Origin of the sequence: Corynebacterium sp. SA-MJD20WY100 (assembly GCF_039822565.1) — a bacterium.
Lineage (GTDB): Bacteria > Actinomycetota > Actinomycetes > Mycobacteriales > Mycobacteriaceae > Corynebacterium > Corynebacterium phoceense_A.
Map to the genome: position 1 here is coordinate 1 of NZ_JBCJKS010000011.1, position 19580 is coordinate 19580.

General features: G+C 64.1%; 15 protein-coding genes. 8 read left to right on the plus strand and 7 right to left on the minus strand.

The features are described 5' to 3' along the window. Positions 1-121: 121 nt before the first annotated feature. On the minus strand, positions 122-1168 hold the full coding sequence (locus tag ABJ196_RS07235; protein WP_347305841.1) for a hypothetical protein: 1047 nt from the start codon (positions 1166-1168) through the stop codon (positions 122-124). Positions 1169-1345: 177 nt separating this feature from the next. Between ABJ196_RS07235 and hrpA the strand changes: the two genes are divergently transcribed. Next, a complete protein-coding gene (gene hrpA / locus ABJ196_RS07240; protein WP_347305842.1) occupies positions 1346-5242 on the plus strand; it encodes an ATP-dependent RNA helicase HrpA in 3897 nt (1298 codons plus the stop codon). A 106-nt stretch (positions 5243-5348) separates the two neighbouring features. Here the strand turns inward: hrpA and nrdR are convergent, their stop codons facing one another. Then, positions 5349-5807, minus strand: coding sequence for a transcriptional regulator NrdR (gene nrdR / locus ABJ196_RS07245; protein WP_347305843.1), 459 nt, complete (start codon positions 5805-5807; stop codon positions 5349-5351). 197 nt (positions 5808-6004) lie between these two features. Continuing rightward, a complete protein-coding gene (locus tag ABJ196_RS07250) occupies positions 6005-6205 on the minus strand; it encodes a hypothetical protein (RefSeq protein ID WP_347305844.1) in 201 nt (66 codons plus the stop codon). A gap of 555 nt (positions 6206-6760) precedes the next feature. Here ABJ196_RS07250 and lexA point away from each other — a divergent pair. Further along, positions 6761-7462, plus strand: a complete 702-nt coding sequence (gene lexA, locus ABJ196_RS07255; RefSeq protein WP_347305845.1) for a transcriptional repressor LexA — start codon at positions 6761-6763, stop codon at positions 7460-7462. A 373-nt stretch (positions 7463-7835) separates the two neighbouring features. Beyond that, positions 7836-8621 (plus strand): DeoR/GlpR family DNA-binding transcription regulator, encoded by a 786-nt coding sequence (locus ABJ196_RS07260; RefSeq protein ID WP_347305846.1) that lies wholly within the window; start codon positions 7836-7838, stop codon positions 8619-8621. Between the two features lie 179 nt (positions 8622-8800). On the opposite strand, the gene ptsP is transcribed toward ABJ196_RS07260, so the two are convergent. Next, on the minus strand, positions 8801-10486 hold the full coding sequence (gene ptsP / locus ABJ196_RS07265) for a phosphoenolpyruvate--protein phosphotransferase (protein WP_347305847.1): 1686 nt from the start codon (positions 10484-10486) through the stop codon (positions 8801-8803). 234 nt (positions 10487-10720) lie between these two features. Between ptsP and ABJ196_RS07270 the strand changes: the two genes are divergently transcribed. The 3 genes from ABJ196_RS07270 (at position 10721) to ABJ196_RS07280 (ending at position 14131) form a co-directional block, all read left to right on the plus strand. Next, positions 10721-11683 carry a 1-phosphofructokinase family hexose kinase gene (locus ABJ196_RS07270; RefSeq protein ID WP_347305848.1) on the plus strand — a complete coding sequence of 321 codons (963 nt, stop codon included), beginning with the start codon at positions 10721-10723 and terminating at the stop codon, positions 11681-11683. Positions 11684-11716: 33 nt separating this feature from the next. After that, a complete protein-coding gene (locus tag ABJ196_RS07275) occupies positions 11717-13774 on the plus strand; it encodes a fructose-specific PTS transporter subunit EIIC (protein WP_347305849.1) in 2058 nt (685 codons plus the stop codon). 90 nt (positions 13775-13864) lie between these two features. Further along, the gene (locus ABJ196_RS07280) at positions 13865-14131 is read left to right on the plus strand and encodes an HPr family phosphocarrier protein (protein WP_066486533.1); all 267 of its coding nucleotides are present in this window, start codon (positions 13865-13867) and stop codon (positions 14129-14131) included. Positions 14132-14445: 314 nt separating this feature from the next. Here the strand turns inward: ABJ196_RS07280 and ABJ196_RS07285 are convergent, their stop codons facing one another. From ABJ196_RS07285 to hflX, 3 genes are all read right to left on the minus strand, one after another. Continuing rightward, on the minus strand, positions 14446-14901 hold the full coding sequence (locus ABJ196_RS07285) for a hypothetical protein (protein WP_347305850.1): 456 nt from the start codon (positions 14899-14901) through the stop codon (positions 14446-14448). Next, a complete protein-coding gene (locus ABJ196_RS07290) occupies positions 14901-16184 on the minus strand; it encodes a solute carrier family 23 protein (protein WP_347305851.1) in 1284 nt (427 codons plus the stop codon). The genes ABJ196_RS07285 and ABJ196_RS07290 overlap by 1 nt, the downstream gene beginning before the upstream one ends. A 61-nt stretch (positions 16185-16245) precedes the next feature. Continuing rightward, the gene (hflX, locus tag ABJ196_RS07295) at positions 16246-17754 is read right to left on the minus strand and encodes a GTPase HflX (protein WP_347305852.1); all 1509 of its coding nucleotides are present in this window, start codon (positions 17752-17754) and stop codon (positions 16246-16248) included. A gap of 157 nt (positions 17755-17911) precedes the next feature. Between hflX and ABJ196_RS07300 the strand changes: the two genes are divergently transcribed. Next, positions 17912-18691, plus strand: a complete 780-nt coding sequence (locus ABJ196_RS07300) for a hypothetical protein (protein ID WP_347305853.1) — start codon at positions 17912-17914, stop codon at positions 18689-18691. 153 nt (positions 18692-18844) lie between these two features. Next, positions 18845-19426 carry a hypothetical protein gene (locus ABJ196_RS07305; protein ID WP_347305854.1) on the plus strand — a complete coding sequence of 194 codons (582 nt, stop codon included), beginning with the start codon at positions 18845-18847 and terminating at the stop codon, positions 19424-19426. Positions 19427-19580 lie beyond the last annotated feature (154 nt).

Below are 19580 nucleotides of genomic sequence, written 5' to 3' on the forward strand. Positions count from 1 at the left end.
CCCCCGCCCCCCCGCCCCCCCCCCCCCCCCCACCCACACCCCCCCCCCCCCCCCCCCGCCCCACCCCCCCCCCCCCCCCCCCCCCCCGGCCCCCCCCGCTTCGCTGTATACGTGGAGGCGGCTATGCCTTGCGGCCTGCTGCGGGAATCTCGCCACCCACGACCTGGCGGTAGTAGTGTGCAGTGCCCAGCGTATACGCCGGGAGCAGCACACACGCGCCGAGACCCAAGGTCACGATGAGGCCAAACATCATGATGAGACCCATGAGCAGGGTGAAGCCGAGCAGCGGGAAGAAGTGACGCAGGCCGGCACGGAAGCCCTGCACGATGGCGTCCTTGACGCTGGCGCCGTCCGCCGCGTGCCACTGCATCAGCAGGAACAGCGGGGTCATGATCACGGTGACCACGAGAACGACGAGCAGCATGAGCAGCAACGAGCCCAACGCCGCAAAGAGCTCATCATCGCTCACACCCGGCTTGTCGATGATGTCGATCATGCCGAACAACGGCGCCGCGATAAGCGCGAAGGTCACGATGCCCGGGATGATGGAGGCGACAAGCCCCGCACCCAATGTCGGCCAGAACTTCACGTCACGGCCAACGAAGCCCCACTCCGTCGTGGGGTCATCGATCTGCCACAGCGCCAACCGGAGGATGAACGGCATGACGACGAGCGACAGAATGCCGGAAACGACATCGACAAATGTATTCGAGCCCTCATCGCCGCCGATCGCAGCGCCCAGCGCGCCGAAGGCCGCGGCAGCCAGGAAGTAGACAAGACCGCCGACGATCCACAGCTTGGCGTTGCCGAACGTCGCCCTGAAGCCCCAGCCGATGGCATCCGTGACGGACGTCCCGGGCCCGGCCTTCACGGTCGCCGCGCCGCCGTAACCGAAGAGCGCCTCGTTCGCGCTGTAGCCCTGGTAGCCCGGCCCCGGCTGGCCGCCCGGAATCGCCCAGCCGTCCTTCCCCGGGTAGCCCGGGTAGTTCGGAATTCCGCCCGCGGGATGCTGGCCAAAGCCCGGCGCGTCCTCCGGGTGATTCGTGGGGCCATACTCACCGTAGCCATAGTTTCCGCCGTTTCCGTAGACACCACCGTTCTCACCAGTGCCGTCAGAGTTGTAGTCACCGCCGCCGAACGGATTGCGTGGATCCTGTGGGTTCGTCACGTCACTGCTCCTCACACGTTGTTGCTACGGGGACTCTCCCCGCGCTGCTGAACGGTTCTAGAGTAACGAAGAACCGCCACTGATGTGCTCACAATCCACAGCGCGGGAGGCTGCGGGGCGCCGGGCACGGCGGCATCGGAAAGCTACGCGCAGCGGCGGGTAGACTGGGGCGCAACTATGTCTGAAAACACCACAGCCCCTTCGCGCGAGGAACTCTTCGCCGCGCTTGAGAAGGTATCCCTCGCTGAGGCGCGCAGTTTCAAGCGCCGGCTCCACAAGGCCCGCTCTGAGGGCGCCCGCACCGCTTTCGGCCGCGACATCGAGGCGGCCCAGGAGCGCGTCGCGCTTATCGATGCCTCCGTTCCGGAGATCACCTACCCCGACGCGCTGCCCGTCTCGGCGCGCAAGGAGGACATCGCGGAGGCCATCCGCGACAACCAAGTCGTCATTATCGCTGGTGAAACCGGTTCCGGTAAGACCACGCAGATCCCCAAGATCTGCTTGGAACTCGGCCGCGGACGCCGCGGACTCATCGGTCACACGCAGCCCCGTCGTCTGGCCGCACGCACCGTCGCCGAGCGCATCGCGCACGAGCTGGATCAGAAGATCGGCGAGACCGTTGGCTACGCCATCCGCTTCGACGACCGCGTGTCGAAAACGACTGCGGTCAAGCTCATGACGGACGGTATTCTGCTCGCGGAGATGCAGCGCGACCGCTTCCTCAACGCCTATGACACGATCATTATTGACGAGGCGCACGAACGTTCGCTGAATATCGACTTCCTGCTGGGCTATTTGAAGCGCCTGTTGCCCAAGCGTCCGGACCTCAAGGTCATCATTACGTCGGCGACGATTGACCCGGAGCGCTTTGCGTCCCATTTCGCGTCCCAGGATGGGACGCCGGCGCCAATTATTGAGGTCTCTGGGCGCACCTTCCCCGTCGAGATTCGCTACCGTCCCCTCGAGTTCGAGGCCGGCGGCAAGATGGTGGACCAAGATCCTCTTGACGGACTGTGCGAGGCCATCGAGGAGCTCATGGCCGAAGGCGAGGGCGATATCCTCTGCTTCTTCCCTGGCGAGCGCGACATCCGTGACGCGATGGAGGCCATCGAAGGCCGCAGATGGCGCGGAGTGGAGGTCACACCCCTGTTCGGACGCCTGTCCAACGAGGAACAGCACCGCGTGTTCTCCTCGCACCGCGGACGGCGGATTGTGCTGTCCACCAATATCGCGGAGACCTCCCTGACCGTCCCCGGCATCCGCTACGTCGTGGACACCGGCACCGCGCGCATCTCTCGCTATTCCACGCGCACCAAGGTCCAGCGCCTGCCGATTGAGCCCATCTCGCAGGCCAGCGCCAACCAGCGCTCCGGCCGCTGTGGCCGTGTCGCCGACGGTATCGCCATCCGCCTCTACTCCGAGGACGATTTCAACTCGCGTCCCGAGTTCACCGATCCGGAAATCCTGCGTACCAACCTGGCCAGCGTCATCCTGCAGATGATCTCGCTGCGACTGGGCGATATCTCCGAGTTCCCCTTCGTCCAGCCGCCGGACCAGAAGGCCATCCGCGACGGTCTACTCCTCCTGCACGAGCTCTCCGCTCTCAAGGACGAGGAGAAAAACGGCCTGCCCGTCCTCACCCCAATCGGCCGCGACCTTGCGCGCATCCCCGTCGATCCGCGCATGGCCCGCATGCTCGTCGAAGCCCACACCACCGGCTGCCTCGAGGACGTCATCGTCATCGTCGCCGCCATGACCATCCAGGACGTACGCGAACGCCCCACCGAATTCAAGGCCCAGGCCGACCAAGCCCACGCCCGCTTCAAGGACAAGAAGTCCGATTTCTTGGCGATGCTCAAGCTGTGGGACTACATCGTGGAAACCCGTGATGAACAGTCCGGCAACGCCTTCCGCAAGCGCATGAAGAAGGAATACCTCCACTACATGCGCATCCGCGAGTGGTTCGACTTGGTGCGCCAGCTGCGTGACGTGGCAAAGCAGCTGGGCTGGCAGTTTAATGAGTCCTCCTCCAGGGATGATGACCGTATCCACATGTCCCTGCTGTCCGGCCTGCTGTCCAACATCGGCGCGCGCGACGGCAACTCCAAGGAATTCCAGGGTGCGCGCAACACGCGCTTCCTCGTCTTCCCCGGCTCCGCACTCGCGAAGAAGCCGCCGGAGTTCCTCATGGCCTCCGAGCTCGTGGAGACCTCCCGCCTCTGGGCCCGCGACGTCGCCGCCATCGATCCCGCCTGGGTGGAAAAGCTCGGCGCTGATCTGCTCAAGCGCCATTATTCGGAGCCCACGTGGTCGCGCAAACGCGCTGCCGCCATGGCACATGAGAAGGCGACGCTCTACGGCGTTCCCATCTTCAACGACCGCCTCGTGCCCTACCACCGCGTCGATCCGGTAGCCGCGCGCGACATGTTCATCCGCGAGGCCCTCATCGCTGGCGACTGGAACACGCACCACACATTCTTTAAGAAGAACGCGCAGGCCTTGGAAGACGCCGCCGAATACGAGGAGAAGGCACGCCGCCGCGGACTCGTGGTCGACGAGGACAGGCTCTTCGACTTCTACGACTCGCGCCTGCCCGCAAAGATTACGACCGGCCGCCATTTCGACTCCTGGTGGAAGAAGGAGCGCCAGAAGCACCCCGACCTCCTCGACTTCGATCCCGCGAAGCTCGTGGAAGACGACGCCGGCGTCACGGAGGAAGCATTCCCTGACCGCTGGCTCAAGGGGTCTATCGACTACGACCTCACGTACAAGTTTGAACCGGGCGATCCTCTCGATGGCGTCACCCTCATGGTGCCCATCCCGTTGCTCGCGGGTCTTGACACCGAGGGCTTCGATTGGCTGGTCCCAGGTCTGCGCTTGGAGCTGCTCACCGAGCTCATCCGCACCCTGCCCAAGGCCCTGCGCCGTACCGTCGTTCCTGCACCCGAGTTCGCCGAGCGCGCGCTCGACCGCGTCATCCCTTACGAAGGCACCGTCACGCAGCAACTTGCCGCTGTCCTCCATGAGCTCGGCGGCTCCGGCATTCAGGCCGAGGACTTCCGCCCGTCCGCTCTGCCCGCGCACCTGAAAATGAACTACGCGGCCATCGACAAGCGCGGCAAGGTCGTAGACTCCGACCGCGACTTAGCCGCCCTCGTCGAGCGCCAAGCCGGTTCCATCAAGTCCTCCGTGTCCCGCGTGAGCCGCACGTCCGAGTCCAAGGCCGTAAAGGAATGGAACGCGCAGACCCTCGGCACCGTGGAGGAGACCATCTCCACCGTCGTCGACGGCCACGAGGTCCAAGCCTATCCAGCGCTCGTCGCCACCAAGGATGGCGTGGAGATCAAGGTTCACCCGACCAAGGCTGCTGCCGATGCCGCCATGCTCACCACCACACTCACCCTGCTCATGCGCGATATCCACGTGCAGGCTGGGCCCATGGTCAAGGGGCTGCCCTTGCAACAGCGGGTCGCCGTGGACTCCTATCCTCACGGCGGCGCCCAGGGGCTCGTCGACGACGCCCGCGTCGCCGCAATCCGCGACCTCATGATGTCCGCCGGCGGTCCCGTGCGCTCACCCGAGGAATTTGAAAAGCTGCGCGCCAAGGTCAAGCCCGATGTCCCCGGTGCCGTGCGCCGTACCGTCGTCGCGCTCGCGCCCGGTCTCGTGGAATACGCCGACGTCGTCACGGAGCTCGCCAAGTGGGAAGGCCCCGCCATCGACGATATGCGCCGCCAGCTCGAGTTCCTGCTGCCGCGTAACGCCGTCACGGTCCACGGGCTCGTCCATCTGCAGCACCTGCCGCGCTACGTTGCCGCCATGCGTATCCGCTTGGAGGAAATGGGCATGGACCCTGACAAAGATGCCGACCGCCAGGCAGAGATCGACGAGGCCTACGCCTACCTGAAGAACCGACTGCGCAACCTCCCCGCTGGCCGCGAGAAGACCCGCGAGGTCAAGGAGATCCCCTGGATGATCGAGGAACTGCGCGTCTCCCTCTTCGCTCAGCGCCTCGGCACCGCGCGCCCCATCTCGCTACGTCGCGTGCAAAAGGCCGTGGACAAGCTGCGCTAAGCAGCGCCCCACGGCAACGCGTCGGGCCGGGGTGCTCTCATAAATAAGATCGCCCCGCCCCTTTTTGCTCTATGCATCCGGGCACAGTGCGCACGACCCGGCTCTTTTAACTGTCTGCGCGGTCGCGACGCTTCATGAGGCGAATCTCGGACTCGAAGTCGTCCGCGCTTTCGAAGGACTTATACACCGACGCGAAGCGCAGATAGGCCACCTCGTCGAGATGTCGCAGCGGCTCGAGAATCGCCAAACCGATGTCGTTGGCGTTGACCTGGGAACTGCCGTGGCTGCGCACGGTCTCCTCGACTTCTTGGGCCAGGCGCTTCAACGCGTCATCCGGCACATGGCGTCCCTGGCATGCGCGTCGCACCCCGCGGATGAGTTTGTCGCGGCTAAACGGCTCCGTTACGCCATTGCGCTTGACCACGAGCAGCACGGCCTTCTCCACGGTCGTGAAGCGACCCGAGCAGTTCGTGCATTCGCGGCGCCGGCGAATGGCCGTGCCCGCGTCCACGACGCGTGAGTCGATGACGCGCGACTGTTCATTGTGGCAAAACGGGCAATACACTGGGACTCCTCTCCACGGTGCCGCAGCGACCACGGCCACCTGTGCGGCCATGGGTGCGGTACGGATTCGATGTCCCAGTGTAGCGCCCTGCCCTCGCGGGCCCTATTTACTTATGTCTCGCTTGCGAACGTCCCCGGCATGCCGCGCCGTGACGTCCCCAAGCGGAGCTTTCCCTACCTCCCCCGTAACCAAGCGGCCTAACGTGCAACGTTGACGGCGGCCATTTCTGCCTGCGGCGCCATATCCGCACCAGTCATGGTCTCTTCCGCGGCGCCTCCGCCGAAGACGATGGTGAAGAAGAGCGCTGCTCCAAACACAGCACCGAGCACCGCGCCGCCGCGCAACGAGTCCCTCTCCTCCGTGTTCGAAACGTCAACACGAGCAGTGCGAGGACGCACGGATGCTGGTCCATGACCGCTCCGGCGTTCGATATCTAGCGTTCGAACGCTCCCGCCGTAGGCACCAGTTCGACGTGGAGTACGATGCCCCGCCGGAACATCCCACACGGCCGCCGGCGGCACGACTGCGGCGGAGTGATTGTCAACCAAAGACGAGGTACGAGCCGCGAAGCGAGTAGTGTTCAATGCGATAGCCATGAGAGAGTCCTTTCGTCGTGTGCGGCCATCATACGAAGCGGTAAGAACATGTTCGAAAGTTGGTCGCTGTTATGTTCGAATTAGTTGCTATGTTCGATTTATAGCAAGCTTTCGAAAATTTGTCCACAAATCGCGCAAATTTCTCGAACATCCGTGCTTAGCGTGCTAAAAATAGAGGGGAAGCCATTTCATGGCAGTCGCGCGTCTCGGGCACGACTCGGAGGTAGCACCGCGGCGGATCACGTTCCCCGCCCAGCCTTCTTCCGGCTCGTTCCTATACGCCTAGTCCGTATCCGCACGTTCGTCCCGCCCATCGACCACACGACTTTCCGCCCCACCCAAAGGAGCCTTGAACCCATGCCCCGCAAGTCAGCAAAAAATACCGGCAAGCCCGACGTTTCCACGCTGAGCGAACGCCAGCGTCGCATCCTCGAAGTCATCAGCGACGCAGTCCTGCTGCGCGGTTATCCGCCGAGCATTCGCGAGATTGGTGACGCTACCGGACTACAGTCCACCTCATCCGTGGCCTACCAGCTCAAGCAGCTGGAGGAAAAGGGATTTTTGCGCCGTGACCCGAACAAGCCGCGCGCGGTGGACGTTCGCCACCTCCACGATCAGAAGAAGAAGCCGGGCCCTGCACCGAAGTCTGCGGACACACAGCCGGTTCCGCCGGAGGCCTCGGGAGTAAGCTACGTGCCGGTCGTCGGCCGCATTGCCGCGGGCGCCCCCATCACGGCAGAGGAAAACGTGGACACGTACTTCCCCATGCCGGACGAGATTGTCGGCTCCGGGGATCTGTACATGCTCCAGGTCGTCGGCGAGTCCATGAAGGACGCGGGCATCCTCGATGGCGACTGGGTCATCGTTCACTCGCAGTCCACCGCCGAGGAAGGCGACTTTGTCGCAGCATTGTTGGGTGGCGATGAAGCGACGGTCAAGGAATTTCACCGTGACTCTACCGGCGTGTGGCTGTTGCCGCACAATGATGACTTTGACCCCATCGACGGCACTCATGCCACCATTATGGGCAAGGTCGTGTCCGTTTTCCGCAAGATTTAATCGGATAACCTTTTACGCGCCAAGGGTGGGATTACCCACCCTTTTCTCGTGTTTTTTACCCCTTAATTGGGGCGAAACCTGCATGGACGCTCATCACAGATTGACGTCCGGACACAGCCGAAATCCCATGTAGAACAATTTTTAGGGGCGATGTGGCGCATACCTCAATGTGAGATTAGATCCGAACGCCTTTGTTTTACGCGTGTTTTGGGACAATAGCCATATATCCCCATAAGGCAACGCGACCGCAGCAATGCAGTGCACCGCGCCGCACCAGCCCCCGGCTCCCCGCCGAGGCCTGCGCAGCACTGCCCCTCTTCGTTGCACCACGCGTTGACCGGAATTGTCCCCGAGTAAAAGAAGTGATGCCGCCATGTACGCTGAGGAGCGCCGCCGTCAGATTGCTTCGTTGACCGCCGTCGAAGGGCGCGTCAACGTCACCGAACTTTCCGAGAGATTCGATGTCACCGCGGAGACCATTCGACGCGACTTAGCGGTGCTCGACCGCGATGGCGTCGTCCACCGCGTTCACGGCGGCGCTGTTGCTTCCCAGTCTTTCCAGACCGCGGAGTTTACCCTCGACGCACGCTCACGCTCCGCGTCAACCGCCAAGTCGGCCATCGCACGCGCTGCGGTGGACTACCTCCCGCAGCCGGGCGGCTCCATCTTTCTCGACGCCGGCACTACTATCAACGCACTCGCTGACCTCATCTCGGTTCAGCCTAACGCGCACAGCTGGTCCATCGTTTCCAATAGCCTTCCTATTGCGCTCTCGCTGGCCAGCAATGGCCTCTCCGAGGTCCAGCTGCTGGGCGGCACGGTCCGCGCCATCACGCAGGCAGTGGTCGGCGATACGGCGCTGCGCACCATGGCGCTCATGCGCGCTGACGTCGCCTTCATCGGTACGAACGCGCTCACCCTCGACCACGGACTGTCCACGGCAGACTCCCAAGAGGCAGCAATGAAGTCCGCGTTCGTTACCCACGCGCACAAGGTTGTCGTGCTCTGCGACTCCACGAAACTGGGCAATGACTACCTCGTGAGCTTCGCGTCAATCGCTGACCTTGACGTGGTCATAACGGACTCCGGGGCACCGCAGTCCTTCATCGACCAACTGCGCGACCGCGAGATTGAGGTCGTTGTCGTAGACGACAAGTAGACCAGACTTCCCACGCTCCACTGCACAACGCCCCATCGGTTTACACAATAAGCCGCTGGGGCGTTTCGGTGTCTCCAGCCGTGTTCCGCTTGACCGACACGTGCTAAGACGCACGTGCTGGCCAAGACGACAAAGCCGCCCGTGCACGTGGCACGGGCGGCAGCGGCTGCAGAAGTCGCTTAGAGGTTCGCAATGTACTCACGGACAGCCTCGCGGGCCTCAGAAGCGCCAACGGAGTTGACGGCGATGTCGGCGATCTTCTGGCACTGCTCGAGGGTGAGCTCGGAGAGCTGAGCGCCCACACCGGCGACGGCGGTGGCGGCGCAGGACAGGGAGTTCACGCCCAATCCGACGAGCACGCCGGCGAGCATCGGATCAGCGGCGGCCTCGCCGCAGACGCCCACGGCCACGTTGTTGTCGCGGCCGACAACGCAGGTGTGCTGGATAAGACGCAGCACGGCCGGCTGCCACGGGTCGGTGAGGTAGGCCAGCTGCGGGGACAGACGGTCCGCAGCCATGGTGTACTGCGTGAGGTCATTGGTACCGATGGACACGAAGTCGAGGTACGGCATGATGGTGTCGGCCATGAGCGCTGCGGCGGGGACCTCAATCATCGCACCCGCGGTGAGGTTGCGCTCACGGCACAGATCTGCGAACCACTTGGCTTCAGAAGAGGTAGCGACCATCGGAGCCATGACCCAGGTGGGAGCGTTCTCGTCACGCTCAGCGGCGGCCTTCGCGATGGCGTCGAGCTGGCGGGTAAGAAGCGACTCGTTGTCACGGGCAATACGCAGACCGCGCACACCGAGAGCCGGGTTTTCCTCGGTCTCCAGGGTGGCGTAGGAAATCGGCTTATCCGAGCCTGCGTCGAGCGTACGGACAACGACCTTCGACTGCGGGAAGGCAGCGAAGACCTTGCCGTAGATGCGTGCCTGCTCGTCAACAGTCGGCTCTTCCGTCGCGGACAGGAAGGACATCTCCGTGCGGTAGAGGCCGATGCCTTCTGCCTGCGTGTCAGCGGCGACGCGCGCGGCATTGCCGTCTGCCACATTGGCCAGCAGCTGGAAGCGGTGGCCGTCCTTGGTCTGGGCCGGACCGGTCCACTGCGCCACCTTGGCGGCGCGCTCGCGGTACTCCGCGACGGCGGCCTCAGAGGTAGCCGGGTCAGCACCGAGGGTCACGGTACCCAACGAACCGTCGACGAAGACTTTGGTGCCCGGCTCGATGTCGCGCAGCTTGGCGCCCACGGCGACGATGCACGGGATGTCGAGCTGACGCGCAATGATCGCGGTGTGCGAGGTCGGGCCGCCGAGCTCGGTGACGAGCGCCTTGATGTGGGTGCCGTCGAGGGTCGCGGTATCGGCCGGCGCGAGGTCATCGGCGAAGAGAACGGCTTCGCCCTCAACGGTGGGCAGGCCGGGCTCCGGCTCGCCGCGCAGCTGTGCAATAACGCGGTCACGCACGTCCTTGAGGTCGGTCGTGCGCTCAGCCATGACGCCGCCCGCAGCCTCGAACATGGCAATGAATTTATCGGTCGCGCCGACGACGGCGTATTCCGCGTTATTGCCGGCGTTGATGTTCTTACGCACGGCCTTGTGCCAGCCGCGGTCCTTGACCATGCCAGCGGTCGCGTTGAGCACCTCAGCCGCGTTGCCTTCCGCGCCCGCGGCGCGGGTCTCCAGGCGACCAGAGACAGTGAGCACGGCCTCGTTAAAGCGATCGAATTCTGCCGCGGCCTCGCCTTCGGCAATCGGCGTGCCCGAGGTCGGCAGTGCGGGGCGGGGTCGTACCCAGACGGCCTCAGCAAAAGCGACGCCCGAAACGACGCCGGTACCTTTGATAGTGGACTGAGATGCGTTTTCCATGCGTGGAAACTCCCTTGCATTCATATCGAATGGTGTCTTTTGTTTAGATCATCACAAATCGGACGCAAAATCAATTGAAATCACAGGAAATCATTGACAAACGGACAGATTCGGACAAAAATCAACAGTGACCGCAAATATAATTCACGAGCGTTTTCCCTGAGTGTCCATCATCCGGGAGAAACGCCAACAAACACCAGCATACGGAAATATCCGGAGAGGGATGTTTATTAGATGATCGTCACACTGACACCGAACCCCAGCGTCGACGCCACCCTGGAGCTGGGTGGACCGCTGGAGCCCGGCGCCGTCCAGCGCACTGTGGCTTATAGCCACGTCGCCGGCGGCAAGGGACTTAACGTCTCCCACGCCGTGCATCTCGCAGGCGCACCGACGCTCGCGCTGTTCCCGGCTGCGAACCGCGACGGCTTCCTCAGTCTCGTCGAGAATTCCGAAGTCCCGTTCGAGAATATCCCTATGACGGATCCCGTGCGTACGAACTCCACCATCACGGAGCCGGACGGCCGCACCACGAAGATCAACGGCTTGGGACCGTCACTGTCTCAGGACACTCAGACCGAGCTCGTCGCCCGCTTGAGCGCCGCAGCGGCCACGGCCGATTGGGTTGTCCTCGCCGGTTCTCTGCCGCGTGGCGTGGACAAGGACTGGTACGCCACCCTGGTGCGCGCCGTACGAGCGGCCAACCCCAACGCGCAGATCGCCGTCGACACTTCGGATGGCCCCATGGAGGCCCTCGGCGCCCGCCTGGACGACTCCGCGCCGGACCTCATCAAGCCCAATGGCTTGGAGCTGGGACAGCTCACCGGTCGCGACGGTCTGGCGCTCGAACGCCAGGCGGAAGACGGGGACTTCAGCGGCGTCGTCGAGGCGGCGCGCGAGGTCATCGCCCGCGGCATTCCCCAGGTGCTCGTCACTTTGGGCGGCGCAGGCGCCGTCCTCGTTACCCCGGAGGGCGCCTGGATTGCGACCCCGCCGCCCGTCGAGGTCAAGTCGACCGTCGGCGCAGGCGACTCCTCTCTCGCTGGCTACATCCTGGCACGCAGCCAGGGCAAGAACTTCGCGGACTCACTCGCTCAGTCGGTTGCCTACGGCACCGCGGCAGCCGGACTGCCCGGCACAACGATTCCGCGCCCGGAACAATTGAATATTGAAGAGACCACAGTCTCTGCCCTGTAATCCACCCCAGACAAATGAAGTAAGGAGCCTGACATGGCATCCGATCTGATTACGACCGACCTGGTCGCGCTTGACGCCGACTTTGGTGACAGTGTCGAATCGGTCATTACGAACCTCGCCACGCTCGTCCACGACACTGGCCGCGCGACTGACATCGAGGGACTCGCGCAGCCCGCCATCAACCGCGAGGCACAGGCCGGTACCGGCGTGCCCGGCGGCGTGGCTATCCCCCACTGCCGTTCCGAGGTTGTCACCGAGCCGACCCTCGCGTTCGCGCGCCTGTCTCAGGGCGTCGATTTTTCGGGCCCGGACGGCGACGCGCACCTCGTCTTCCTCATCGCAGCCCCCGCCGGCGGCGGCAAGGCACACCTCAAGATCCTCTCCAAGCTCGCCCGCGCGCTCGTGAAGAAGGACTTCCTGGAGGCCCTGCGCAACGCTACCACCAAGGAAGAAATCGTCACGCTCGTCCTCGACGTCGTCAACGCCGAGAAGAAGCCTAAGGCCCAGCCTGCCGAGGCCCCCGCTACCGCAGCCGCCGCACCGGCTGCCAACGTCACGCGTATCGTCGCCGTCACGGCCTGCCCCACCGGCATCGCCCACACCTATATGGCTGCCGATGCCCTCACACAGACCGCCGCCGAGCGTTCCGACGTCGACCTGCAGGTCGAGACCCAGGGTTCCTCCAATAACGCCTCCCTGTCCCAGGCGACCATCGACGCGGCTGACGCCGTCATCTTCGCCACCGACGTGGGAGTCCGCGACCGCGAGCGCTTCGCGGGCAAGCCCGTCATCGAGTCCGGCGTCAAGCGCGGCATCAACGAGCCGGGCAAGATGATTGACGAGGCCATCGCTGCCTCGAAGAATCCCAACGCGCGCAAGGTAGCCGGCACCGCTGGGGCGGCATCGGCAAGCTCTGCAAACGAAGAAGGCGCAGGCCTGGGCTGGGGCAAGCGCATCCAGCAGGCGATTATGACGGGCGTGTCCTACATGGTGCCGTTCGTTGCCGCCGGCGGTCTGCTGCTCGCCCTCGGCTTCCTCTTCGGCGGCTATGACATGGCCAACGGTTGGGGCGCCATCTCTACGCAGTACTCGCTGACCAACCTGCCAGGCCACGAAGTCGAGGTCGATGGCACGATGATGACCTTCGAACGCTCCGGCTTCCTGCTCTACATCGGCGCGGTACTCTTCGCGACCGGCCAAGCGGCGATGGGATTCATCGTTGCGGTCCTGTCCGGTTACATCGCATTCGCGCTCGCTGGCCGTCCGGGCATCGCACCGGGGTTTGTGGGCGGCGCCATCGCCGTGACCCTGGGCGCCGGCTTCATCGGTGGTCTGGTCACTGGTCTTATCGCTGGTCTCGTCGCCATGTGGATCGGCAGCTGGAAGGTCCCGCGCTGGCTGGGCTCCCTCATGCCGGTCGTCATCATCCCGCTGTTTGCTTCCCTCGTTACCGGCCTGCTCATGTACCTCGTCCTCGGCGCACCGCTCGAGGCGATCATGAACGGCCTGCAGAACTGGCTGTCGTCCATGTCCGGCTCCTCTGCCGTCCTGCTTGGCATCATCCTCGGCCTCATGATGTGCTTCGACCTCGGTGGCCCGGTCAACAAGGCGGCTTACCTCTTCGCCACCGCTGGCTTGTCCACGGGCGACGAAGCCTCCATGCAGATTATGGCTGCCGTCATGGCCGCCGGTATGGTCCCGCCGATTGCCCTGTCCATCGCCACGTTCCTGCGCAAGAACCTGTTCACCCCTGCCGAACAAGAAAACGGCAAGTCTTCCTGGCTGCTGGGCCTGGCCTTCGTCTCCGAGGGTGCCATCCCGTTCGCCGCGGCTGACCCGCTGCGCGTCATCCCGTCCATGATGGCCGGTGGCGCCGTCACCGGTGCCCTGTCCATGGCCTTCCACGTCGGTTCCCGTGCTCCGCACGGCGGCATCTTCGTCTTCTTCGCCATCGACCCGATTTGGGGCTGGATCATCGCGCTGCTCGCCGGCATCGCCGTCTCCACCCTCGCGGTCATCGCCATGAAGCAGTTCTGGCCCAACAAGACGGTCGAGGCCGAGGCCGCCAAGGCTGAAGCAACCGCCGCGTAATTCTTCTCACGTATGGTCCCCGGCACATCCGGCCGGGGACGAGTACACTGGTTTACAACGATTTACCCTGTATGAAAGGACTTACATACCATGGCTTCTAAGACCGTTAAGGTTGGTTCCTCCGTCGGCCTGCACGCTCGTCCGGCTTCCATCATCGCTGATGCTGCTGGCGAGTACGACGAGGACATCTTCCTCACCCTCGTGGGTGGCGACGATGACGACGAGACCGACGCTGCCTCGTCCCTGATGATCATGGCCCTCGGTGCCGAGCAGGGCGACGAGGTCACCGTTACCTCTGACAACGAGGACGCTGTCGAGAAGATCGCCGCTCTCATCGAGAAGGACCTGGACGCCTAAGTCTTCATCCTGACAAGCGGGCCCTCGGGCCCGCTTTTCGCGTTTTTCAAAAGGCTTGTCCCCTGGCGTACCCGGATTTCACGACAACCAAGGCCTCAAAACCGAGGACATTCGGGCGCTTCGTTGTCGTGAAATCCCGTCTCCCCTTCCGCGAAGTCCGCGGGTTCGGTTTTCAGGACAACGAAGGCGCCCCGGAACGCGGACCTCAAGGACTTCGTTGTCGTGAAATCCGCGCAAAGACTGTGCGGTGGGCGGCCAGGGACATGTGAAAGCCCGCTGCGGTGAGGCAGCGGGCAGGCAGAACAGCGGCGGGGTTAGACGTACCAGTACAGGTCCGTCACGGGGCCGCCGTCCTGTCCGGGCATGAGGACGTAATCCTCGAAGGCGACCTCGCTAGGGTCGTGACCGGACTCGCGCAGGGCGGTCTCACACTGGTTCCATGCTTCGGGAAGCAGGGCGTAGTCCTGCTCACAGCGCGCGACCACGGCGGAACCCTCGGGAAAATCGAGGAGCTGCGCCGGGTACTCCGCGGCGTCGAGGACGGTGGCGACGGCGGCACGATGGGCATCGGAAAGCACGAAGGCAGCGGCGACGTCGAAGCTCTCGTCGGGGGCCGAGAAATAGTAGGCCCGGCAGGCGGCGGGAACGACGCCAGCGGCCTCGAGGACGCGCGCGAGGACCGGATAGGCGGCGTCGAAGAAGGTCCGGAGGTCAGTGACCTCGCGGCGCAGGGCAAGCACCGTGTGGCGCGGGATGGGACGCGGCTCCATTAGTATTTCGCTCCATGTCCTTCACCCATGCGCTCATAGAGCCACCTGGCCAATGGGTAGACGACGATAACGCCCACGGAGCCCCAGGCGATGCCCTCGAGTGAGACGGAGCCGACATTGAGCGTGAGGTTGCCGATGCCGGCGACCAGTGCCACGGCCGCGCAGGTGAGGTTGACCGGGTTGTTGAAATTCACCTTATTGTCCATCCAGATGCGGATGCCGAGCATGCCGATGAGACCGTAGAGCACGAGCGTGGCGCCACCGAGAACGCCGGTAGGGATGGTGAAGATGAGTGCGCCGAACTTCGGGATGAAGGCGAGCGCGATGGCAAAGAGTGCCGCAACCCAGTACGCGGCCGTCGAGTACACGCGGGTCGCGGCCATGACGCCGATGTTCTCCGCGTAGGTCGTGGTGCCGGAACCGCCGAAGCCGCCCGCGATGGCAGTGCCGAGGCCGTCGGCGATGAGGGCGTCGCCAGCGAGGTCGTCGAGGTCGCGCTTGGTCATCTCGGACACAGCCTTGACGTGGCCGACGTTCTCCGCGATGAGGACGACGAGGACTGGCAGCGCCACGAGGATGGCCGAGAGGTGGAAGGAGGGCGTGTGGAACTGCGGCCAACCGATCCAGTCAGCATCGGCGATGGTCTGCGCGGTGCCCGGCGCGAGGTTGCCCGTCACAGCGGCGAAGACCCATCCGATGACAACGCCAATGAGGATGCCCAGGCGGGAAACCATGCCACGGCCGCCCACGGTCGCGACGATGATGGCGACGAGGGTGACGAAAGCGACGAGCGGCTGCGTCTGGAAGTTGGAGGTAGCGCTCGGTGCCAGGTTCAGGCCGATGAGCGCGACGATGGCGCCAGTCACGGCCGGCGGCATGACAGCGTCGAGGACGCGGCGGCCGGCGGCCTTCACGATAAAGCCGACAAGCACGAGGACAAGGCCTGTGACGAGAACAGAGCCCGCTTGGACGCTAATGCCCTCAGACTGCGAGGCCGACAGCGGTGCGATAAACGCAAAGGACGAGCCCAGGTACGAGGGCAAACGGTTGCGCGTAATCAGGAGGAAGAGGATGGTCGAGATACCTGAGAACAACAGCGTGGTGTTCACGGGGAAGCCTGTCAGCGTCGGCACGAGTAGCGTCGCGCCGAACATGGCGACGACGTGCTGCATGCCGATGCCGATGGTCCGGCCCCAGCTCAAGCGTTCTTCCGGCGCAACAACCGCGCCCGGAGCAATTTTCTTACCGTCACCGTGGACGGTCCAACCTAGAGAGTAAGTCACGAACCCTCATTATGGTCGACCTGCGACGAATACGGAAACGTGAACTCCTCGGCGGCTGCGTCTACGCGGCGTCGGAGACGTGGAACTCCTTGAGCTCGTCCGCGACGGCGACGGGCAGGCGCACGTCGAGCAGCGTGCCGTCCTCGGTGTAGGACTCGGAGCGCACGGTGCCCACGGCGTGGGCGCGGGCCACGACGTCGCCGCGGGTAAACGGCACGAGCAGCTGCACGTGAGCGTCGCGGGCGTTGAGGAAGAGCTCGACGCGGGCGGTGAGCTCGTCGATGCCCTCCCCCGTCTTCGCCGAGACGTATACGACGTTGTCGCGGTCAAGGACGTGGCGCAGCTCCGCGAGCACGAGCGGGTCGGCCTCGTCGATCTTGTTGATGACGATGATCTCTGGCGGGGCGTCCTCGCCGGTCTCGCGCACGATGTCGTAGATGACCTTGTTCACGGCCTCGACCTGCTTGAGCGGGAACGGGTCCGAGCCATCGACGACGTGGAGTATGATATCCGCGGCGAGGACCTCCTCGAGCGTGGACTTGAAGGCCTCCACGAGCTGCGTGGGCAGGTGACGAACGAACCCGACGGTGTCTGTAAAGACGACTTGGCGGCCATCGGCAAGCTCTGCGCGGCGCGTGGTGGGATCCAGGGTGGCAAACAGGGCGTTCTCGACGAGAACGCCCGCGCCGGTCATGGCGTTGATCAGGCTCGACTTGCCGGCGTTCGTGTAGCCAGCGATGGCGATTTGCGGAATGGCCGACGCCCCGCGGCGGGCACGCTTGACCTCGCGCGCGGTCTTCATGGCCTTGAGCTCGCGGCGCAACAGCGCCATCTGGGTGCGAATGCGGCGACGGTCCGTCTCGATCTTCGTCTCACCGGGACCACGCAGGCCCACGCCGCCGTTGGAGCCGGCGCGACCGCCCGCCTGACGCGAGAGGTTGCCACCCCAACCACGGGTGTGGGTGTAGAGGTATTCGAGCTGGGCCAGGGAGACCTGCGCCTTGCCCTCTTTGGACTTCGCGTGCTGCGCAAAGATATCAAGGATGAGCATGGTGCGGTCGATGACCTTGGTGTCGAGCTCGCGCTCCAGCGCGGAGAGCTGGCCGGGGGTGAGCTCACCATCGCAGACCACGGTATCGGCACCGGTGGCCATGACGATTTCTTTGAGCTCCTTGACCTTTCCCGAGCCAACGTACGTGCCTGGGTCTGGCTTATCGCGCTTTTGGTAGAGGGCCTCGACGACTTCGGCGCCAGCGGTCTCTGTGAGCGCGGCAAGCTCGGACATGGTGGCCTCGACCTCGGCGACGGTGCCTTCGGTCCACACGCCAACGAGCACGACCTGCTCAAGGCGCAGCTTACGGTACTCAACCTCGTAGCCGTCAGTGGTGTCTTCGGCACGAATGGTCGTCGCCTTCGTGACGCGGCGGAAGGCGTTACGCTCGGCGAGGTCGAGCTCGCCGGTGGTGGGGTCTCCGTGGTCGGCGGGGCGCACGCCGTGCACCCGCGCCGCATGGTCGCGAAAGGCCGCGGCGAGGAGATCCTCGTGGGATTGCTTTTCTTTCTCTGTCATATGCTTTCCCATCTTTCCACGTCGCGCGGGAAAACGGTGAATAATTCGCCCACAGCGCACAGCATCCCCACATTGATTAAGTACGGGGAACCCTGTGGGAATAAACACGCCCGCGCAACGGTTGAAAGTTACTGGAAACATTGGCCCCCACGCTAGGATGATCCCCATGACCACACCTGTTGAAACCACCGCTAACCCGGAGATGCAGGCCATCGGCCTCAACTACTCCCGTTGGCAGGACGCCGTTGAGGCCGCCATCGCCACGAACCAGCTCACCGTCACCGGCGAGGTCCGCGGCGGCCAGCTTATTCAATTCGCTGATCCGTCGGGCGCACAGCTCAACATCCTGGCCGTTGAGCCTTTCGCGACCTTCATCGGCTTCGAGGCGACCACGCAGACCTTCGCCCACGTCGACATGGTCAACGACGTTTTGTCCTACATGGACGTCATCGACCCGTTTGGCAACTCGCTGGCCCAGGTCACCGCGAACCTGGCGCAGGGCCCGCTGCTCGCCGAGGAAGATACGCAGGAATGGCAGCAGGTGAGCCTCACCGCCATGGGCGTCGCCGTCGAGTCCTATGACTCCGCCGAGGCCTACGAGGCCGCCACCGGCATCTTCCCATCCGCCTTCGAGTCCGAGGGCGCCGCGATCGTCAATGCCGGTTCCGCCGCAACGCCGACCGCTGCCGCGACCTTCGCAGCGCGCGTCATGGAGTCCGAGTGGCGCCACAACCAGCTCACGGGCGAGAAGTTCATGCACCTCGTCATGGACGGTCTCTTCCCCTTCGATCTCTGTCTGCCGGCTACCTTCGGTGACGGCGAGCTCCCGGCCAAGGACACCGTCCTCGCTGGCCGCGCGATGATCGTCGCCTCCGTCAACTTGCCCACCGGCGGCTGCGGTTGCGGCGGTGGCGGCTGCGGTTGCGGCGGCCACTAGGACGACCCCTAGCGCGTCGCAGGATTCTCCGCGCCGCGCTTTCCTGATCCCGCACCCACACAAAGTTGACGCGGCACCTATCATTGGGCATCGCCGCCGCGGTGCGGTAGAATTCCGGAAGAATTTATTTATTTACACGTGGAGGGCAGTGACATGGACTTATTTTCGAGTTCCTATTCACGTCGCTCCACGCTGGCCATGGCGCTCACGCTCGGCGCGTGCGTCATCCTCATCGCCCTGCTCAAGGTGCCAGGGCTCATGATTTCTTTCCTTCTCGTCGGCGCTGCGCTGCTCATGATGAGCGCCCGTCCCGAGTCCACGGAGCACGACGCACTGCGCACGTCCATCCAGCTCTCCAGCGAGGATATCCGGGACGTCATGGCGCAGTTCGAGGACTTCGAGGTCTCCCAGGACACGGATATTATCGCGGACCGCACGCTTCACCGCCCGGCTCTGCTCGATCTCGATACCAACGATCCGGACATCGAGGCCTTCCACTACCAGTTCGCCTCCGCATCGCGCTTCCTCAAGCGCCTCCCAGCTCGTCTGGCCTCCCCCATGCTCGACACGAATCAGCTCGAGCAGATCTTGAGCGTGACTGATCAGCGCGCCGCGAGCCTCCAGGAATCCTGGCTCGCCGCCCGTCAGGCCGCGTTCCGCTTGGGCCCGGACTACAAGCAGCAGCGTTCCGGTGCCCCTTCTGACGAGGATGAGGACTGGCGCGACTCCGCCTAGCCCCATCTTTATGACGCTTTAACGCCCACTTCAGGGCGAAGGCACTATCTCAAAAGCAATAACCCCAGGTCAATAAAATCGGCGCTCGAGCCGCGACCTGGGGTTATTGCTGTTACGACATTGCCTTCGCCGCCTTCGTCAGAAAGGCGAATGT

Excerpts from the sequence above, each read along its gene's own strand:
- ABJ196_RS07270 (WP_347305848.1), top strand. The coding sequence starts at position 10,721 with ATGATCGTCACACTGACACCGAACCCCAGCGTCGACGCCACCCTGGAG.
- ABJ196_RS07275 (WP_347305849.1), top strand. The coding sequence starts at position 11,717 with ATGGCATCCGATCTGATTACGACCGACCTGGTCGCGCTTGACGCCGAC.
- ptsP (WP_347305847.1), bottom strand. The coding sequence starts at position 10,486 with ATGGAAAACGCATCTCAGTCCACTATCAAAGGTACCGGCGTCGTTTCG.
- ABJ196_RS07300 (WP_347305853.1), top strand. The coding sequence starts at position 17,912 with ATGATCCCCATGACCACACCTGTTGAAACCACCGCTAACCCGGAGATG.
- ABJ196_RS07260 (WP_347305846.1), top strand. The coding sequence starts at position 7,836 with ATGTACGCTGAGGAGCGCCGCCGTCAGATTGCTTCGTTGACCGCCGTC.
- ABJ196_RS07280 (WP_066486533.1), top strand. The coding sequence starts at position 13,865 with ATGGCTTCTAAGACCGTTAAGGTTGGTTCCTCCGTCGGCCTGCACGCT.
- ABJ196_RS07305 (WP_347305854.1), top strand. The coding sequence starts at position 18,845 with ATGGACTTATTTTCGAGTTCCTATTCACGTCGCTCCACGCTGGCCATG.
- ABJ196_RS07285 (WP_347305850.1), bottom strand. The coding sequence starts at position 14,901 with ATGGAGCCGCGTCCCATCCCGCGCCACACGGTGCTTGCCCTGCGCCGC.
- hflX (WP_347305852.1), bottom strand. The coding sequence starts at position 17,754 with ATGACAGAGAAAGAAAAGCAATCCCACGAGGATCTCCTCGCCGCGGCC.
- lexA (WP_347305845.1), top strand. The coding sequence starts at position 6,761 with ATGCCCCGCAAGTCAGCAAAAAATACCGGCAAGCCCGACGTTTCCACG.
- hrpA (WP_347305842.1), top strand. The coding sequence starts at position 1,346 with ATGTCTGAAAACACCACAGCCCCTTCGCGCGAGGAACTCTTCGCCGCG.